Genomic DNA, 16,855 nt, shown 5'->3' on the forward strand with positions numbered 1-16,855 from the left:
GGACGCGGTCGGCGCGGTCCTCGACCTCTTCACGCCAGCCGAATGTGCCAACTACTTCAAAGCCGCAGGATATGAACCGGATTAAACAGGATGTGCTCTAGCTTCAGCTCAGTTGCGAGTATTACCGACACCCGACACCGCTCGAAAGACGGTTTTCTGTCGTATAGGCAATCGATTGCGTGTCGCTGGCCTTGCAGATATTGGGCCCGCCAACGGCAAGTTTAGAGAGGATCGGTTTCGGACGCTTCTCACTACCGCGATGGGCATCTCCCCCAAAGCGGGCCATTACGGTGGCGAGGTCAACGCGTGGACTGGCCTACGTCCCGTCACTCCCGACAGCAAACCTATTGTTGGGGGCACAAGGATCAAAGGCCTGTTCCTAAACTGCGGCCATGGATCGCTCGGGTGGACATTATCGATGGCGACCGCCCCAAACTTGCTGACACGATCTATTAGCCGACTACCACCAATTTGATGGTAAGTCGCTCGAGTTCGCTTCAAACGTTAGGCACTCCGCCTGAAGGCGACTTGGTTCTGAAGAGTGTTCTCGATCACCCTGGCCAATTGTTTCGCTGCCACTGATGGCTCCTGCTCGCTGAAGCTGATTTTGAGACCTGTGTGCGGAAGCGGAGGAAGGCGATGATCGTTGACAACCACCATGCCAGTGCGCAGTTCCCCCTCCGGCACCACTGAAACCGCAAGACCAGCTCGGACTACTTCAAGTACGCCCTCTAAGCTGCTGCAGGTCACTACCCGTCGGGATTGAAGCTCCGCCCGTCTTAGTGTCTCAAGCGCGATCTTGTGGTAGTTGCAAGTGCCTCCGACTACGGCCAATGGGATGACCCCATTTGGCGGAACCTGCCAGTTGGGAGAAGAAATCCAAACCAGCTTGCTGGTTTGAAGAAGCCCGGCACGCTCTACCTGCGGGTCGACACGGAGCAAAGCAAGTTCGATGTTGCGCGCCTTCAATTCGCGTAGGAGGTCAGCGGACATTCCTGCCCTTATCTCGATGCTTACCGTCGGACGACGCTCGACGAACTCAGCTAGAGCGCGCGTGAGAGGAGCAAAAAGATAGGAGTCGTCAACCACGCCGACCACGACTGTTCCACTGCTCAGCTCAGGGCGGAACGCGCTCTCCATCTCATCAACAAGGGCCACCACCTTACTTGCGCGCTCCATGAGCTCGTCACCCGCATGAGTAAGCCGACAGCGGCGGGTGGTGCGAACAAACAATTGCTTTCCAAGGTGCTCTTCTAGTCGCGCAATTTGCTGGCTCACCGTAGATTGGGTCATATTCAAGCGCTGCGCGGCTGCTGAAAAACTGCCGAGCGTCGCAACCGCCGAAAAAGTTCGTAGAAGCGCAATGTCCATATTATTGCTCATTTATTCACGCAATGCATATATCGATAACAGAAAACAAATTATCTTCAAAGCCGGAGTTTGATAGGTTGAACTGGTTCAAAGAGGGGGATCAAAGGTGGGTGTCGCTGATCTAAGTGTCTCTCTCGACGGACGCACGGTACTGATTACTGGCTCGACAACCGGAATGGGGCAAGACATTGCGAGAACGTTCGCGCGATCTGGCGCAAAGGTTGCCATTCATGGGTTGGGCGAGCAGGAAGCCATTGCTCATTTCGTAAACGAATTGAGCGAGCTCAGCGGCCATAAGACCTTTCATTTCGACCACGATTTGTCAGACGGACGGCAGGGAGGCGTTCTCGTCCAAGCCGCCATCGCGCGACTTGGCGATGTCGATATCCTCATCAATAACGCCGGCGTTCAGTTTGTGAGCGGCGTAGAGACTTTTCCGACCGAACAGTGGGACCGACTACTCGCAGTAAATCTCGGTGCGGCATTCCACGCTATCAAAGCTGTTTTTCCGGGAATGAAACGGAAAGGATGGGGGCGCATCATCAACACCGCTTCAACGCTAGCTCTTGCCGGAGAAGTTGGTAAGACGGCATATGTAGCTGCGAAGCATGGTATCCTTGGGCTCACACGTACTGTTGCGCTTGAAGGCGCTGAACTCGGCATCACATGCAATGCAATCTGCCCCGGGTGGGTCTACACACCGCTCGCGGCTGCCCAGGTTGAAGCGAAAGCCGCAGCTCTCGGTTTGTCCTTGGAGCAGACCACGAAGGAGCATTTCCTGAGCGAAATGCCCACTAAACGTTTCGTTGATCCTTTTGAAGTCGCGTCCGCTATGCTTTTCTTATGCACTGAGAACGCTCGGTCAATCACCGGTATCGCACTGCCAGTAGATGGCGGCATCAGCGCGTAGCAAATTCGGCAAACGTGCGGCCCGCTTTGGATTATCGAACGCTGCATCTCAAAGTCGGCCGAACGTCCGCTTACTTTCCGCCATGACCTGACGGGTTCCAGCGGCAACCTGGACGCAACCATGGAGGTAGTGAGCGTGATGTTCGACCTTAGCAAGCGCGCAGCCGTTGCATTACCGGATAACATTCGGAGCGCAGCTAACCTGAAAAATTCATGGGGGGTTGGCGGATGTGGTTCAAGCCGTTGAAATGACGTAGGATTTGGTTGCTTACGCCGATCCGCGCCATTTCCCGGAGACCACACCCGCCATGAATGATCCTACGCTGCCGCTGAGCGGTTGTCATCTGTTCGCGGCAAGTCCGTCGTCGCGCGTTTCGACGACGGCATGCTGTCGTCGAACAGTGGGGTTCTCGCTCTGGCCGAGGTGGAAAAGCGGCTGCGGGTGGCTGACCGTCTGGTGCGCTGCATCGATGATCCGCGCTCCCCGGACCAGGTTATCCATAGCCATGGCCGATATGATCGGCTTCCGCATAAAGATGATTGCCGCCGGTTATGAGGATGGCAACGACGCCAACCGGCTCCGCTCCGATCCGATCTTCAAGATGGCCCAGGATGCGCTGCCTTCGTGTCGGGATCTGGCCTCCCAGTCGACGATGTGCCGGCTGGAGAACCTGCCCGGGGTACGGCAACTGGTCGTTATGGGCCGTGCGATGTTCGACCTTTATTGCGCTTCCTTCCGCCAGGTTCCGAAGCGGATCGTGCTCGACATTGACGACACCTTTGACGCCGTGCATGGCGGCCAGCAATTGCGGCTGTTCAACGCCCATTACGACGAATACGGCTTCCAGCCGATCGTGGTGTTCGATGGCGATGGCCGGTTCGTCGGTGCGGTTCTTCGGCCGGCCAAGCGGCTGAGCGGGGCTGAGATCCGCCCCCACCTGCGCCGCCTGGTGCGGGCGATCCGGAGCAATTGGCCGAACACACGGATCCTGATCCGAGCCGACTGACATTATTGCAGTCCACCGGTCATCGACTGGTGCCGCGCCAACGATGTCGACTTCATCCTCGGGCTGGCGCCCACCACGACGCTGCGCAAGCATGTCGCGGATCTGGAGACCAGCACGACGGCGCGCTTCGAAGCGTCGGCGAAGACGGGCAAGGTCCGCAGGTTCAAGGAGTTTGTTGACGGCGCCGCCAGTTGGAGCCGCGTCGAGCGCATCATCGCGCGGGTCGAGGTCGGCGCCCAAGGTGCCGATGCCCGCTTGATGCACGGCGATGAGCTTTCGGCGGCCTGAAGCGGCGATCTGGTTGCCTTTGCGGTGCGTTTTCCTAAGCCTCATCAGGCGCCGGCGATGATCCGTCGTGATGGAAGGCGAGGGTTTGCGGGTTTGTCTCGGGACGTCTGCGCCCCATTGTTTATGTCGCGAGTTGCGGGATGCGACTGAGGACGATGCGCAGGATGCGCTGGTCGGGGCAGGATGTCGGCAGATGCAGGCGGATCTGGGTCTTCATTTCGACCACCCGCGCGGCGATCTTGATGAGGCGCAGACGCAGCGTGTCGAATTGGGCGACGGCAAAGCTGGAACGCTTCGGCATTGCGGCGCGCAAGCCCCACATAAGCCAGTAGGCACCGGCATGCAGGAACAACCGGAACTGGTTTGCCGTCGCTCTGGTGCAGGAGGTGCGGTCGGCGGCGAGATGCGTCTTCCACGACTTGATGTGGTTCTCGGCAGCGCCGCGCCGGCAGTAGACATCCTCGCAGAGTAGAGCGCCTTGGCCTTGCCACCTGCAAGGTTGGTGACGATGAAGCGGGTACTAAACAGCTCCTCGCACAAGAGGCCAATTAATATGGCTTAGTGCGAGCCGGTTTCAGGTGTCTTGGAGCAACTGGGCCGGCTACGACTTTCAAATCTTCCCCAGCCCATTTAGGGCCTTCTAGCTGCCGCTCCCAACATTTTGGACGGCAGCTTTTTTGCCCGGACATATTCCATTCGGCGCCGTGAGCAGGATTTATGCATTTGGCAAATAGATTAATGAAAACCGATAATTTGTCTGCAACCAAGCGGCGCATCATAGTTCGGTCATGGATAGGATCGTCGTGGATCGATCCTCGGATTTCAAATTGATGACAAGCTAGTCGGTCGAGGTCTGTCTCTTAGCTATTAAGGCATGTGCGAATCACGGCCGCCTGTAACCAGACAAGGATCTAAAATGGGAACGTTTATCACCTGCGCGGTAACTGGCGGTGCGGACACGGTTTCTCGCCACCCAAGGATACCGGTTACCCCTAAAGAAATTGCGGACGCAGCCATCTCGGCCGCAAAGGCGGGCGCTGCAATCGTACACCTCCATGCACGTGACCCGCAAACGGGTCAACAGAGCAGGGACCCGGAACTTTTCGCGGATATCGTATCTCTGATCCGGGACAGCGACACGGATGTCATCATCAACGTTAGCTGCGGGATGGCAGGCGATTTAGTGCTCTCTGAAACGCCTGAGAGCCAGTTTGCGGGACCGGGCACAGATCTGCTCGGCCCAAGAGAGCGGCTTCAACACCTGGATCGGCTTTGCCGTGACCCGAAGCTCAAGCCTGAGATCTGCACACTTGACTGTGGCTCCATGAATTTCGGCGACGGCAATCTCGTGTACATGGCGCCAGCAACATATCTCCGGCCGATGGCGGAGCATATCCGTTCACTCGGGATCAAGCCAGAACTAGAGGTCTTTGAACTCGGACATCTTGCATTCGTAAAGAAGATGTTCGCAGAGGGTCTTCTCAAAGGAGCGCCCTTAATCCAATTTTGTCTGGGCATTCCTGGCGGCGCTCCGGCGGAGCCATTTGTTCTCGACGCCTTCAAACAATTGGCTCCCGCAGAATCGACATGGAGTGCGTTTGCCATCGGCCGCGACGAACTGCGTTTTGTTCCGCTGGCTGTCGGGCAGGGGGGTAATGTTCGTGTAGGTCTTGAAGACAATCTCTATCTTGATAAGGGCGTCTTCGCCGACAATGATACTCTTGTCGAACGTGCCGTCAGCCTGATCCGCGGCATGGGCGGTAGCATTCTGACCGCTGCTGAGACACGCCAGAAGCTTGGCTTGGAGCGTCCCACCGCATCTTAGCGGGAATCTTTGCATGAGTAGCAGCGTACTGGGCCTATTGCCGTCGCTAGACTTGCCGTGCAGCTTCGGCGCATTCATTCAGGTTCTGAATGAATCAATTCGATAAACTTCCTTCTCGGCTGCCGCCCGGGTGATAGCGTAACAAAATAGGACGGTCGTCTCGCGAAGAAACCTAACTCAGGTGCCCAGGAAGCCGACAAGGGACCTAAGGAAAGCCGATGAACCAAGTGCAGATCACTGGAGGGATGCAACGCTCCGAGCAGGAGGCTGTTCTGCGGGCTGACAAAATCGCAAAACGGTTTGCTGTTGTAGACGTCCTGCGGGGGATCTCTCTCGAAGCGCGACGTGGTGATGTGATCAGCCTGATAGGTGCTTCTGGATCAGGAAAATCCACCTTCCTTCGGTGTCTGAATTTCCTTGAAATTCCAACGAGTGGGTCAGTGTCTGTTCGAGGCGAGACTTTTGAAGGGTCCGATGCCCTGAGTCGCTCCAGCGCCAGCAAGCAGAAGCTGCGCCGCCTGCGTCGCGAGGTAGGGATGGTCTTTCAATCCTTCAACCTCTGGCCCCACATGACAGCAGCAGAAAATGTGATGGAAGGTCCGGTTCGGGTTTTGAAGGAGCCTCCTAAGGTAGCACGAGCTCGCGCGTTAGACTTACTTGCCCGCGTTGGACTGTCGGACCGTGCTGGCTACCGGCCGTCGCAACTTTCCGGGGGACAGCAGCAGCGAGTTGCGATTGCACGCGCTCTTGCGATGAACCCAGACGTTCTCCTTTTCGACGAGCCGACATCGGCATTGGACCCAGAACTAGTCGGCGAGGTTCTTGCTGTCATGACTGACCTCGCGAAAGAAGGAAGAACAATGCTGATCGTCACGCATGAGATCGCTTTTGCACGTGACGTCTCAAGCAAGATGATTTTCCTGCGAAAAGGACTCGTCGAGGAAGAAGGCCCGCCTCGCAGTCTTATCGAATCTCCGAAGTCCGAGGAACTGCAAAGGTTTCTGGCGCGAATGCGGCACTAAAGTCCAAAACTACAACAAAGCGAAAGGAGCAGCTCATGAAAATGCAGAAGCTATTGGCGGTGATCGGTATGGCCGGCACCATTGCGATGGCAACACAGATTGCTGAAGCAAAGGATACGCTCAAGGTCGGAATGGATCCCGTGTATGAACCATTCTCGTTCCAAACGACAGACGGGAAGCTGACTGGTTTTGACTACGAGATTTCGAGCGCGTTGTGTGAGGCGATCGACGTCACTTGCGATATCCAAGCAATTCCCTACGACGGCTCTATAGCGGCCCTGCAGTCGGGGCAGATCGACGCATTGATCAACACCTACGCAATGACCAACGAGCGCTTGCAAAAGTTCACTATGGTCGGGCCATACATTCGTCCGACATACCGTTTGATCGTCCCTGCAAGTTCGTCGATCGATGGCAGTGCGGCCTCTCTTAAGGGCAAAACGATAGGCGTTGAAAAAGGCGCGTCTCCGTCGGTTCGTTATAGCAATGAAACGTTTGCAAAATTCGCGACGATCCAGCCTTACGAACAGATCAACGACGCCATTCTCGATTTGGGGACAGGCAGAGTTGATGCTGTATTCGGCGACGAAAACCAGCTTTTCTACTCGTACGTCAAGAAGCAACCTGACGCGTTCAAAATGGTCGGCGAGAGCGTCCGGGATCCGAGATATTTCGGCGAGGGGCAGGGGTTTATGCTGCGTAAGGGCGACAGCAAGTGGGCTGAGCAGCTCAAGGTCGCTCTCGATAAGATTGTGAAGAGCGGGAAGTACGAAGAAATCTCTGACAAGTACTTCGGAAAAAACATCCTCAACTGATCTTACCCCTCAGCAAAAGTTGAGGTCGACATGAGTGAGGAGTTCTCGGAAAAACATTTCGAAAGCGTCGTCTATATAGGCGCTGGAAACATCGGATCTGGATGGGCTGCGCACTTTATGGCGCCGGGGTGGACATAGTGGTTTACGAGCCGCTACCCGAGCGAAAAGAATGGCTTGACGGCTATCTGGAGCGAGCAATGCCTGCGCTGGAACGGCTTGGGCTGTCGGCGAATGCAGGTCTGGAGCGGGCGAGGTTCACTGCGGACCTGGAGAATGCGCTTCGTGATGCGAAGTTTATCCAAGGAGAGCAAATCCTGAGCCAGAAGAAAGCGCTTTTCCAGGACGGACATTGCACCATTGGATGCGATCATCGCCTCCAGTTCGGCAGGCTTTCTTGCGAAAGATTTGATACCAATGGCCAACGCGCCAGAGCGGATTATCACCGGTCATCCGTTCAACCCACCCTATCTCATTCCGTTGGTCGAGATCGCTGGCGGGAGGTAGCGCCGATTGCCGCAACCACAGCGGCAGAGTTCTATCGATCAACGGGATGTGAGGTCGTCGAGCATAAGCGCGAGATAGAAAGCATATCGGAAACCGTATTCAGGCGGCGGTTCTCAAGGAAATATTCCATATCTATTCGCAGGGAGTGGCTGACGCGGCGACGATCGACCGCGCAATCGCAATCGGGCCAGCGCTTCGATGGGCCGTCATGGGACCTTCCAGCGTATTTTACCTGGGTACGCAAACACCGGAGATGTACGAGGATTTCGTCAAGGGTCTGGTCAACGAGATCAAGGGCGGCTTCGTGGCGGACGCGGAGTTCGATATAGATGAGTCATTGATCGCCACGTATGCCCGCGAAGTGTATCAGACGATCGGATCGAAGGGTCAATCCCCGCTTCTAAGCCTTAGAAATTCGGGTGTAATTGGAATTCGTAAGGCTCTGGAGCTTGCGTCGGCCACTCGCGAGGTCGATCCAAGCTAAGAATTAGCCGCAGATTAACAAGCACATGACGAAGGGCCGATCCTTGTGAACACAACGGCAGACTACCTACCTTACCTAACTCAAGGGATTATCGCGTCAGTCGCGTTGGGAGGCTCTTCGTTCGTAGCGGCCGCGGCGATCGGTCTGCTGCTGGCGCTGATCCGCGATCACTCGCCCAACCTCGTTAAGATCCTCATTTCGATCTATATCAGCGTGTTCCGCGCTCTTCCGGAATTGCTGACCATCCTGCTAACATATTACGGCTCCATCGCGTTTACCCGCTCCGTAGCCATCCCGGATCTAAGCCCGTTTGCGGCGGCACTGCTCGCGCTCGGGGTACAGATCGGCTCCTACGCCTGTCAAATTTTCTCAGACGCCTATCGAGCGGTTCCCCGGGGATTGCTTGAAGCTGGGCACGCGATCGGAATGCCGGGACATCTCATCAACATTCGCATCGCAATTCCGCTGATGCTTCGCTTGGCGGCCCCAAGTTTGGGAAGTCTACTGTTGGTCGTTATCAAACTGACAGCAATCGCTTCTGCCATCGGGGTCACTGAGCTAACCCGCCGGGCGCAGATTGTTGTGGGTGCGACCCACGATCCGCTCACCGCCTTTGGTTATGCGGCGGCTATCTACTTGGCTGTATCTGCGATCTTGACAACCTTCCAACGCCGACTTGAGACTGCGAAACAACTGTGATGTTCGACCTTCTTTTACATTCAGAACTTTGGCTCGCAGTCGCACGGGGGATACCCGTGACGATCGCGCTCACGACGCTCGCGATGGTTTTCGGGCTAATTCTGGGTACCGGCGTTGCGGTGCTTGTGAACAGCGACAACCTCATTTTGAAATGGTCTGGCGAAGCGTTTACGTTCTCATTTCGAGCAATTCCACTGCTGACGCTGCTCTACTTTCTATATTACGGCTTGCCAAACATCGGCTTCATCCGACAAGGGCCGCTTTGGGAGGTATTTTTCCGGTATTCGTTTGCTATCGCCGTCCTTGGCTTCAGCCTGAACAATGCGGCGTATCTGGCGGAAGTTCTCCGAGGAGGAATCAAGTCAGTCACTCGCGGACAAGTCGAGGCTTGCACGGCCGTTGGCATGAGCCAGGGAATGGCTCTTCGGCACGTCGTGCTGCCAATAGCCTTTCGCAATTCGGTTATGACGATTGGGAACGAGCTAGTGTTCACTCTTAAAGCAACGTCACTCGCGAGTGCCATTGCGGTCTCCGACGTCTTGAGCAACGCAAGATCATACGGCAAGATTTTTTCTGACAATCTCTCTCCGTATATCGCAGCCGCCGTTTTCTACCTGCTCATGGTGGGCCTTATCGATCTGGCGCTCGCTGCCATTAGAAAACGAGCAGCTATGTAAGTCCGCTATTCGGTCAAGTTGATCCGAGCGAAATAGCGCTTACGGCAAGCATCCGCAGGCAGTTTTGGCGGAGCGATTACCTTTGCCGCGCGTCAGTGGGTTCGATGGGCGTGTCTGATAAGAAACTAGATTTGGAGTGATGACGTGCAAAAAGTATTCAGCAGCCCTGTTTCAGCACTTGACGGGCTCTTGTTCGACGGGATGTTTATTGCGGCCGGCGGGTTCGGCCTTTGCGGCATACCGGAACTGTTGATCAGCGCCATCCGTGAGGCTGGTACTAAGGGCATGACGATCGCCTCGAACAACTGCGGGGTCGACGATTTCGGGCTCGGCCTGCTTTTGAAGACGCGGCAGATCAGGAAGATGATCTCGTCCTATGTCGGCGAGAACGCCGAGTTCATGCGCCAGTATCTGAGCGGCGAGCTGGAGCTTGAGTTCAACCCGCAAGGGACGCTGGCCGAGCGCATGCGCGCCGGCGGTGCTGGCATCGCCGGCTTCTATACCAAGACGGGCGTCGGCACTGTGGTCGCCGAGGGCAAGGAGCACAAGAGCTTCAACGGCGAGACCTACGTTCTTGAAACCGGGATCGTCGCGGACCTATCGATCGTCAAAGCCTGGAAGGCGGACACGTCAGGCAATCTCGTTTTCCGCAAAACAGCGCGCAACTTCAACCCGCCGGCCGCCACTTGCGGAAAGATCTGCGTGGCAGAGGTCGAAGAGATCGTTCAGATCGGCAGCCTCGAACCCGATCAAATCCACCTGCCGGGAATCTACGTCCATCGCCTAATCCAAGGCAAACACGAGAAACGCATTGAGCAGCGCACCACGCGCGCGGCGGCTTGAGAACAGGGGAGGAGAAACAAATGGCCTGGGACAGAAACCAGATGGCGGCGCGCGCTGCCCGAGAACTCGAAGACGGCACTTACGTCAATCTCGGCATCGGCATTCCAACGCTGGTCGCGAATCATACTCCCGAAGGGGTCCACGTGACACTACAGTCGGAGAACGGCCTGCTCGGCATCGGCCCCTTTCCGAACGAAGACCAGATCGACGCCGATCTTATCAATGCCGGCAAGCAGACGGTGACGGCACTGCCGGATTCGGCCTTCTTCGACTCGGCGCAGAGCTTTGCGATGATCCGTGGCGGCAAGATCGCCATGGCAATCCTTGGCGCCATGGAAGTGGCTGAGAATGGCGACCTCGCCAACTGGATGATCCCCGGCAAGCTGGTCAAGGGCATGGGCGGCGCAATGGATCTCGTCGCCGGCGTCAAGCGGGTGGTGGTCGTCATGGACCATACGAACAAGGCAGGCGAATCGAAGGTACTCAAGGCCTGCACTCTGCCGCTCACTGGCAAGAGCGTCGTCGATCGGATCATCACCAATCTTGGTGTGCTCGACGTCGTCGAGGGTGGCCTGAAGTTGGTGGAAGTAGCCGACGGCGTGACCGACAATGAACTGCGCAACGCAACCGAAGCAACGATCGTCAACTGATCCGGCGTTTCTTCGCCGGGAGAGGTATGGAGGAGACCATTATGAGCAACACATCGATCGTCATCGCCAGCGCGGCCCGTACCGCCGTCGGCTCCTTCAACGGTGCTTTCGCCAACATGCCGGCACATGAACTCGGCGCCGCCGTGATCAAAGGCGCCCTCGAGCGCGCCGGCGTCGAAGTGCGCGAGGTCGACGAGGTGATCCTCGGCCAGGTGCTCCCGGCAGGCGAGGGGCAGAACCCGGCCCGTCAAGCGGCGATGAAGGCGGGCATCCCGCAGGAAAAAACCGCCTGGGGTATGAACCAGCTTTGCGGCTCGGGCCTACGCGCCGTTTCGCTCGGCATGCAGCAAATCGCCATGGGCGACGCCAGCATCATCGTTGCCGGTGGCATGGAATCGATGTCGATGGCGCCGCATTGCGCGCATCTGCGTGGCGGCGTCAAGATGGGCGACTTCAAGATGATCGATACGATGATCAAGGACGGCCTGACGGATGCCTTCTACGGCTATCATATGGGCATCACCGCCGAAAACATCGCAAAGCAGTGGCAGTTGACACGTGACGAGCAGGACGCTTTCGCCGTCGCTTCGCAGAACAAGGCGGAAGCGGCGCAAAAGGCCGGCAGGTTCGCCGATGAGATCATTCCCTTCATCATCAAGACCCGTAAGGGTGACGTAACCGTCGACCAAGACGAATATATCCGCCATGGCGCAACCTTCGACCAAATGACGAAGCTGCGTCCGGCCTTCGACAAGGACGGCACTGTGACGGCAGCAAATGCCTCCGGCATCAATGACGGCGCCGCCGCCACCCTGCTGATGAGCGATGCCGAAGCCACGCGCCGGGGTATCCAACCGCTCGCCCGGATCGTTTCCTGGGCAACGGCCGGTGTCGATCCACAGGTCATGGGCACCGGTCCGATCCCGGCTTCGCGCAAGGCGCTGGCGAAAGCCGGGTGGACGGTCGGCGATGTCGAGTTGGTCGAAGCCAACGAGGCTTTCGCGGCTCAGGCCTGTGCAGTCAACAAGGAGCTTGGCTGGGATCCTGAAATCGTCAACGTCAACGGCGGCGCCATTGCCATCGGTCATCCAATCGGCGCATCCGGTGCCCGCGTGCTCAACACGTTGCTGTTCGAGATGAAGCGCCGTGGCGCGAAGAAGGGGCTGGCAACACTTTGTATCGGTGGCGGCATGGGCGTTGCTATGTGCGTAGAAGCGATGTGAGGGGAGGCAGCGTCATGGCCGCCGCCGAGTTCCGACTCTGCGATATTTCGATTGACCGTTCCTGCAGGAACCGGGACAGTCGCATGCGAGCATTGAGCTTCTGGAATGCAACGCCTTTTCTCCCGTCGGAAAAGCCAATCCGGAATGGCGGTACTGGCGTGTTTTCTGTCGAGATAGCCTTGATATATTGAATCCGCTCGGCGGCGGTTGTCAGGCCGGAACAATTATTGCGCCCCCAATCGTAGTTTTAATCTCGCGCATGGACTTGTGTACGGCGTCGAGGAATGCCCGGCTGGCGTTTTCCATTAGATGCCCATCTGTCAGCCACCGAGATAGCCTTCGGCAGCGCATTGGCCAAAGCTAGGGCTTAGGCGCAGCCGCGATCAGTCGACTCGATGTTGGGAGCCTTAAGCTCCCCGAACTGATCGGCGGGTATCCCAGCTCACATGACGATGCTGAGGTCAAGAGGTGTGTTAGGGCGGCATCGTATTGCTCCCTATTGGTGGCGGAATCCAGAGCTGGGCCCGATTGCGTGACACGGCTCGGTCAATCGAGCCTAATCAAACTCACATACGGTCGCCGCTTGAGACGGCTGCACCAATATCCCGCTTGCGGCGGCATTGACATTGCCCCCAACTTTTATCCAACGAAGTTCGCTCAGGCGGTCGGTCTGTAAGCGGTGCGCCAAGGCACCTTTCCCGAAATCGCCTTGATGGTTAGTCTCTCGTTCGTCGGCGCGCCGGCGCCGATCACTCCGAGTCATAATGGGTGAGGTAGTGGAGTTCGCGCAGAGCGGGGATGACGAGGGTGATGTCTTTGTACGCCTCGTGCTCGATGAAGTGCGCGGTCTCGGGTCCTGGCCTGGGCTTGCCGAGGACGGGCCTCCCCTTTTTGTCGACGCAGTAGATCAGGATCGGCAGCAGCAGGCCGTGATGGGGGTTGTTGAGGTCGAGCAGCCGTTTCCATTTTTTGATGTTGAGATTCATGGCCGCGTAGAACCCCTGGCACCACGGCCGGGCGTCGATGCCGCCCCTGGGCTTGGTGGCGAATCGAGGCGCATAATCCTGCGGTCTGTCGAAGAGCGTTTCGTTGATCCGGTTGTGGATCCTGGCGCCGCTGGCAAACACGGCCCGATCTGTTGCAGAGCCTTTGGCCAAGACGTCGCGCGGCAACCCTATGAGCGGGCACATCCAGTCTTGCGGGTCCGGGAACCGCGGCCCGGTGACCGCTGCCGTTACGAAGCCATCCAGCGCCGACATGGTCCGCACCAGCGGGCGACGGTTGATCTTGACGGCCATCCAGGCCTCGAGCGCCTCGTCCGACAGCGCCATGTCATCGATCGCGCTCATGCCGCCAAGGAGAGCTGCATCGCTTGGCGGCGCACCCAATTCCATATGTGGACGGCTCCCACTTGCAAGTGTTTTTTGCGGATATTTTTGATCGGATCGCTTGCATCCATATGTGCGGCCTTTGTGTGTGGTCGCACATGACCACTGGCCAAGATGGTTTCCGCAACGCGTGTTCCCAACACGGCAACGACCTCGAAGGGCCACTGGAATTGGCGGAGTGTCACGCGTCTTGGATCGATCGATCGCACCATCTGCTTTTCTCTTGCAAGTTCACAGCATCAGCTCAACACGGTAGCATTTTTATCGTGCTCGCCGTGGTGGCCAATTTCCTAAATTGCCTGTGTTTGTTCTTCCGGTCGCCGGTACGTTTCGCCGCTCACCATAAGCTTCCAGGCAATTCGGGCGATCTTATTCGCGAGCGCCACCGCCACCAGCTTCGGTTTCTTCCGTTGCAGGAGTTCGATCAGCCATCGGGAAGCATGTCTGCTTCGACCGGTTCTGACATGCTGAAGAAGGGCAGTTGCGCCAACCACCAATACGCTCCTCAGCATTTCGTCGCCAGCACGTGTGATCACCCCCAGTCTGACCTTGCCTGCGGTCGAATGGTCTTTGGGCGTGAGTCCTATCCAGGCGGCAAAATCGCGACCCGACTTGAACGTTCGGGGATCTGGGGTCTTCATCATCAAAAGCGATGCGCCGACCGGCCCGACGCCCGGAATTTCGGCCAGGCGCCTGCTGCATTGATCGGAGCGATGCAACGCGGTTAATTTCTCCTCGACGACTTTCGTTTCGGCAAGCAAATCTCGATACTCAACGCCATGCATGGCAAAGAGCTCGCGGGCCAATTCAGGCAGGGCTTGATCAGCCGCAATGCGCTCCAATAGCGGTTCGATCCGGCACATGCCGGTGGCCGCGACGATGCCGAACTCCATGGCGAAACCGCGAATAGCATTGGCAAGCTGTGTCCGATTGCGGATGAGTCTCTCTCGCACACCGACCAGCATTAACGCAGCCTGCTGTTCCGCGCTCTTTACCGGCACGAAGCGCATGGTGGGTCGGCTCATCGCCTCACACAAGGCTTCCGCATCCGCCGCGTCGTTCTTGCCGCGCTTGACATAAGGCTTCGGCGCGATCAATTTTACGTCGCGGCCGAAGGAACCTAACAACCTCGCCCAATGATGAGAGCCACCGCAAGCTTCGAGTGCGACGGTGGTCGGTGGTGCTTTCTCGAAGAATTTCACCATCTCCCTACGCGAAAGCTTCTTGCGCAGGATTGGTTGCTCGGCTGCGTTCACGCCATGCAATTGGAAAACGCTCTTTGACGTATCGACACCAATTCGGATAATCTCTTCCACGGACGGTCTCCCTCGATTGAGCTTTCAACGAACTCATTCTGGCACATCGCGATGCCGTTGGGAGCCGTCCACCCCAACACGGCATCAGTTCGTCCCAGCGCGAGGCTGGCCAGTCGTTCTGGATGCGCTCGGTGACATCGGCCATGTAGGCTTCGGCATCGACGCCGCAGAGCTTGCAGGTCTCAATGATGCTGAGCACGACCGCTGACCGCTCGGCCGCGGCGAAGCTGCCCGAGAAAAGCCAATTGCGCCTGCCGACCGTAAATCCGCGAATGGCGCGCTCCGCGATGAGGTTGTCGGGCTCGAGCTGGCCATCATAGAGGAAGCGATTGAACGCGCGCCATCGCCTGGTGCCATAGGCGAAGGCCTTCGCGATATCGGCATGGCGCGACAAACCCTTGCCCTGGCGCATGAGCTGTCGTCGCAGCGCGCGGACCAGTGGTCGGGTCCGCCTTCGTCGTGCGGCCAATCGCTCGGCGGGCGGCAGCCCCCGTATCTCTTCCTCGATCCAGTAGATCGCCTGGATACCGGCCATCGCCGTCGTGCTGAGCTCGGTCGGCTGGCTGTCGTGAACGTCGAATATCTTGCGACGCAGATGGGCCAGGCAGGCAGCTTCTCGAATGGCGCCACCCTTGTAGAGCTGGTTGTAGCCGCTGAAACCGTCAGCCTGGAGCGTCCCGGTAAATCCGGCGAGCTCGCTCATCACGCTCTCGCCGGCGCGGCCCATGGTGGCGCGATACCAGGCGATCGGCGGCTCCTGCGAACCCGAGTTGCGATCGTCGGCAACGTAAACCCAGAGCGCGCCCTTGTGTGTCCTGCCGTTGCCGGGCGCCAGGATCGGAAGCCGCGTGTCGTCGGTGTGGATCTTGGTTCGGGTACGGCCGATCTCACGGATGCGGTTGTAGATCGGATCGAGCAAGGCGGCGGCGTAGCCGGCGCTGCGCGCAAGCGTGGATCGCTCGATATCGACGCCCTTGGCGGCCATCATCTGTACCTGACGGTAGAAAGGCAGATAATAACCCCACTTGGCCATCATGATATGGGCAAGCGCGGCATAGCTGAGCTTGCCGCGTGCAATGGCCTTGGCTGGTGCCGGCGCCTGGATGATTTTATCGTAGGTCCGGCAGCTGTACTTGGGTCGAACGGTCTCCATCACCTGCCAGGCTTGGGCGACCAGATCGAGCATCTCCTCACTATCTTGGCCCATGGCGCGCATGTCGCCGCCGCAGCCCGGGCAGCATGCGCAAGAGGGCTCGCGAACGATCTGCTTGCGCGGCAGGTTCGGATTGAGCTTGCGCACCGGCAACACCCGGACCTTATCGGTGTCAGCGACGATAGGCAGTTCGAGATCGGGCGCGCTGGCGGCGAAATCGGTCTCGAGATCTTCGAGTTCAAGCCGCATCTGGTCCAGCTTCTCGGAGGAGCGGCCGAAGGCTTTGCGGTTGAGCGATCGATCCGCAGCTGCAGGCGCTGGATGCGAAGTGCGGCCTCGGCGCGCTCTCTTCGCAACTGCTCATCCCGTTCGGCGATGGTGGTGTCACGGGCACAAACGGCCGCCTCCAGAGTGGCGATCCGGGCGAGGAAATCAGCGATTGAAGGAGCTTGTTCCGACACCCAAATTACATACCCGAAAGACCTCGTCTACGGAAGCAAAATCGACACAAAATCAATGAGAACGGCCGAATTTAGCCGGCCAGACGGGGTCGATAAATCTTGTTCGGCCGGCGCCAATCGATCCCGTCCAACGAAGGCATCCAGGAATATCCCTGCTGGTGAGTCTGACGAATCATCGGGTGAGCTGATCCGGGTTATGGACCCACATCATCCGCTTTAC

At 57.8% G+C, this 16,855-nt stretch carries 17 protein-coding genes and 3 pseudogenes; 13 read left to right on the forward strand and 7 right to left on the reverse strand.

The genetic code is table 11. From position 1 onward, the window contains the following. Positions 1-112: 112 nt before the first annotated feature. Positions 113-475 (forward strand): FAD-dependent oxidoreductase, encoded by a 363-nt coding sequence (locus tag NKI17_RS35750; RefSeq protein WP_502894723.1) that lies wholly within the window; start codon positions 113-115, stop codon positions 473-475. A 29-nt stretch (positions 476-504) separates the two neighbouring features. Here NKI17_RS35750 and NKI17_RS35755 read toward each other — a convergent pair whose 3' ends face one another. Continuing rightward, positions 505-1,371 (reverse strand): LysR family transcriptional regulator, encoded by an 867-nt coding sequence (locus NKI17_RS35755; RefSeq protein WP_352907795.1) that lies wholly within the window; start codon positions 1,369-1,371, stop codon positions 505-507. A gap of 106 nt (positions 1,372-1,477) precedes the next feature. Here NKI17_RS35755 and NKI17_RS35760 point away from each other — a divergent pair, with 106 nt between their 5' ends. Continuing rightward, on the forward strand, positions 1,478-2,281 hold the full coding sequence (locus tag NKI17_RS35760) for a 3-hydroxybutyrate dehydrogenase (RefSeq protein WP_352907797.1): 804 nt from the start codon (positions 1,478-1,480) through the stop codon (positions 2,279-2,281). A 307-nt stretch (positions 2,282-2,588) separates the two neighbouring features. Further along, positions 2,589-3,548, forward strand: a pseudogene (locus NKI17_RS35765) (IS1380 family transposase); the annotation flags it as partial. 148 nt (positions 3,549-3,696) lie between these two features. On the opposite strand, the pseudogene NKI17_RS35770 reads toward NKI17_RS35765, so the two are convergent. Further along, a pseudogene (locus NKI17_RS35770) lies at positions 3,697-4,094 on the reverse strand (transposase); the annotation flags it as partial. A 397-nt stretch (positions 4,095-4,491) separates the two neighbouring features. On the opposite strand from NKI17_RS35770, the gene NKI17_RS35775 reads away from it, so the two are divergent. From NKI17_RS35775 to NKI17_RS35785, 3 genes are all read left to right on the forward strand, one after another. Beyond that, the gene (locus NKI17_RS35775; RefSeq protein ID WP_352907799.1) at positions 4,492-5,400 is read left to right on the forward strand and encodes a beta-keto acid cleavage family enzyme; all 909 of its coding nucleotides are present in this window, start codon (positions 4,492-4,494) and stop codon (positions 5,398-5,400) included. Positions 5,401-5,618: 218 nt separating this feature from the next. After that, a complete protein-coding gene (locus NKI17_RS35780) occupies positions 5,619-6,422 on the forward strand; it encodes an amino acid ABC transporter ATP-binding protein (protein ID WP_352907801.1) in 804 nt (267 codons plus the stop codon). A 35-nt stretch (positions 6,423-6,457) separates the two neighbouring features. Beyond that, entirely contained in the window at positions 6,458-7,237 is a 780-nt protein-coding gene (locus NKI17_RS35785; RefSeq protein ID WP_352907802.1) for a transporter substrate-binding domain-containing protein, read from the forward strand. A 152-nt stretch (positions 7,238-7,389) separates the two neighbouring features. Here NKI17_RS35785 and NKI17_RS35790 read toward each other — a convergent pair whose 3' ends face one another. Further along, the gene (locus tag NKI17_RS35790) at positions 7,390-7,680 is read right to left on the reverse strand and encodes a hypothetical protein (RefSeq protein WP_352907823.1); all 291 of its coding nucleotides are present in this window, start codon (positions 7,678-7,680) and stop codon (positions 7,390-7,392) included. Between NKI17_RS35790 and NKI17_RS35795 the strand changes: the two genes are divergently transcribed. From NKI17_RS35795 to NKI17_RS35825, 7 genes are all read left to right on the forward strand, one after another. After that, positions 7,643-7,741 (forward strand): 3-hydroxyacyl-CoA dehydrogenase NAD-binding domain-containing protein, encoded by a 99-nt coding sequence (locus tag NKI17_RS35795; RefSeq protein WP_352907819.1) that lies wholly within the window; start codon positions 7,643-7,645, stop codon positions 7,739-7,741. The genes NKI17_RS35790 and NKI17_RS35795 overlap by 38 nt on opposite strands. A gap of 97 nt (positions 7,742-7,838) precedes the next feature. Beyond that, on the forward strand, positions 7,839-8,225 hold the full coding sequence (locus tag NKI17_RS35800) for a hypothetical protein (RefSeq protein ID WP_352907821.1): 387 nt from the start codon (positions 7,839-7,841) through the stop codon (positions 8,223-8,225). 45 nt (positions 8,226-8,270) lie between these two features. Beyond that, positions 8,271-8,924 (forward strand): ABC transporter permease subunit, encoded by a 654-nt coding sequence (locus tag NKI17_RS35805; RefSeq protein WP_352907804.1) that lies wholly within the window; start codon positions 8,271-8,273, stop codon positions 8,922-8,924. Next, the gene (locus NKI17_RS35810; protein ID WP_352907806.1) at positions 8,924-9,601 is read left to right on the forward strand and encodes an ABC transporter permease subunit; all 678 of its coding nucleotides are present in this window, start codon (positions 8,924-8,926) and stop codon (positions 9,599-9,601) included. The genes NKI17_RS35805 and NKI17_RS35810 overlap by 1 nt, the downstream gene beginning before the upstream one ends. A 144-nt stretch (positions 9,602-9,745) precedes the next feature. Next, positions 9,746-10,444 (forward strand): CoA transferase subunit A, encoded by a 699-nt coding sequence (locus NKI17_RS35815; RefSeq protein ID WP_352907807.1) that lies wholly within the window; start codon positions 9,746-9,748, stop codon positions 10,442-10,444. Between the two features lie 20 nt (positions 10,445-10,464). Next, complete coding sequence (locus NKI17_RS35820) at positions 10,465-11,094, forward strand: 3-oxoacid CoA-transferase subunit B (protein ID WP_352907809.1); 630 nt, start codon at positions 10,465-10,467, stop codon at positions 11,092-11,094. Between the two features lie 41 nt (positions 11,095-11,135). Beyond that, on the forward strand, positions 11,136-12,317 hold the full coding sequence (locus NKI17_RS35825) for an acetyl-CoA C-acetyltransferase (RefSeq protein WP_352907811.1): 1,182 nt from the start codon (positions 11,136-11,138) through the stop codon (positions 12,315-12,317). 184 nt (positions 12,318-12,501) lie between these two features. On the opposite strand, the pseudogene NKI17_RS35830 reads toward NKI17_RS35825, so the two are convergent. The 4 genes and pseudogenes from NKI17_RS35830 to tnpC all read right to left on the reverse strand — a co-directional run. Next, a pseudogene (locus tag NKI17_RS35830) lies at positions 12,502-12,678 on the reverse strand (ISL3 family transposase); the annotation flags it as partial. 388 nt (positions 12,679-13,066) lie between these two features. Further along, positions 13,067-13,711 carry a UPF0149 family protein gene (locus NKI17_RS35835; protein ID WP_352907813.1) on the reverse strand — a complete coding sequence of 215 codons (645 nt, stop codon included), beginning with the start codon at positions 13,709-13,711 and terminating at the stop codon, positions 13,067-13,069. Between the two features lie 284 nt (positions 13,712-13,995). Beyond that, entirely contained in the window at positions 13,996-15,021 is a 1,026-nt protein-coding gene (locus NKI17_RS35840) for an IS110 family RNA-guided transposase (protein ID WP_352907815.1), read from the reverse strand. Then, positions 14,915-16,423 (reverse strand): IS66 family transposase, encoded by a 1,509-nt coding sequence (gene tnpC / locus NKI17_RS35845; RefSeq protein WP_352907817.1) that lies wholly within the window; start codon positions 16,421-16,423, stop codon positions 14,915-14,917. Before tnpC ends, NKI17_RS35840 begins: the two co-directional genes overlap by 107 nt. Positions 16,424-16,855 lie beyond the last annotated feature (432 nt).

Origin of the sequence: Mesorhizobium sp. M0816, assembly GCF_040320005.1 — a bacterium.
Classification (GTDB): Bacteria; Pseudomonadota; Alphaproteobacteria; order Rhizobiales; family Rhizobiaceae; genus Mesorhizobium.

Excerpts from the sequence above, each read along its gene's own strand:
- NKI17_RS35755 (WP_352907795.1), bottom strand. The coding sequence starts at position 1,371 with ATGGACATTGCGCTTCTACGAACTTTTTCGGCGGTTGCGACGCTCGGC.
- NKI17_RS35775 (WP_352907799.1), top strand. The coding sequence starts at position 4,492 with ATGGGAACGTTTATCACCTGCGCGGTAACTGGCGGTGCGGACACGGTT.
- NKI17_RS35780 (WP_352907801.1), top strand. The coding sequence starts at position 5,619 with ATGAACCAAGTGCAGATCACTGGAGGGATGCAACGCTCCGAGCAGGAG.
- NKI17_RS35785 (WP_352907802.1), top strand. The coding sequence starts at position 6,458 with ATGAAAATGCAGAAGCTATTGGCGGTGATCGGTATGGCCGGCACCATT.
- NKI17_RS35810 (WP_352907806.1), top strand. The coding sequence starts at position 8,924 with ATGTTCGACCTTCTTTTACATTCAGAACTTTGGCTCGCAGTCGCACGG.
- NKI17_RS35820 (WP_352907809.1), top strand. The coding sequence starts at position 10,465 with ATGGCCTGGGACAGAAACCAGATGGCGGCGCGCGCTGCCCGAGAACTC.
- NKI17_RS35825 (WP_352907811.1), top strand. The coding sequence starts at position 11,136 with ATGAGCAACACATCGATCGTCATCGCCAGCGCGGCCCGTACCGCCGTC.
- NKI17_RS35835 (WP_352907813.1), bottom strand. The coding sequence starts at position 13,711 with ATGGAATTGGGTGCGCCGCCAAGCGATGCAGCTCTCCTTGGCGGCATG.
- tnpC (WP_352907817.1), bottom strand. The coding sequence starts at position 16,423 with ATGCGGCTTGAACTCGAAGATCTCGAGACCGATTTCGCCGCCAGCGCG.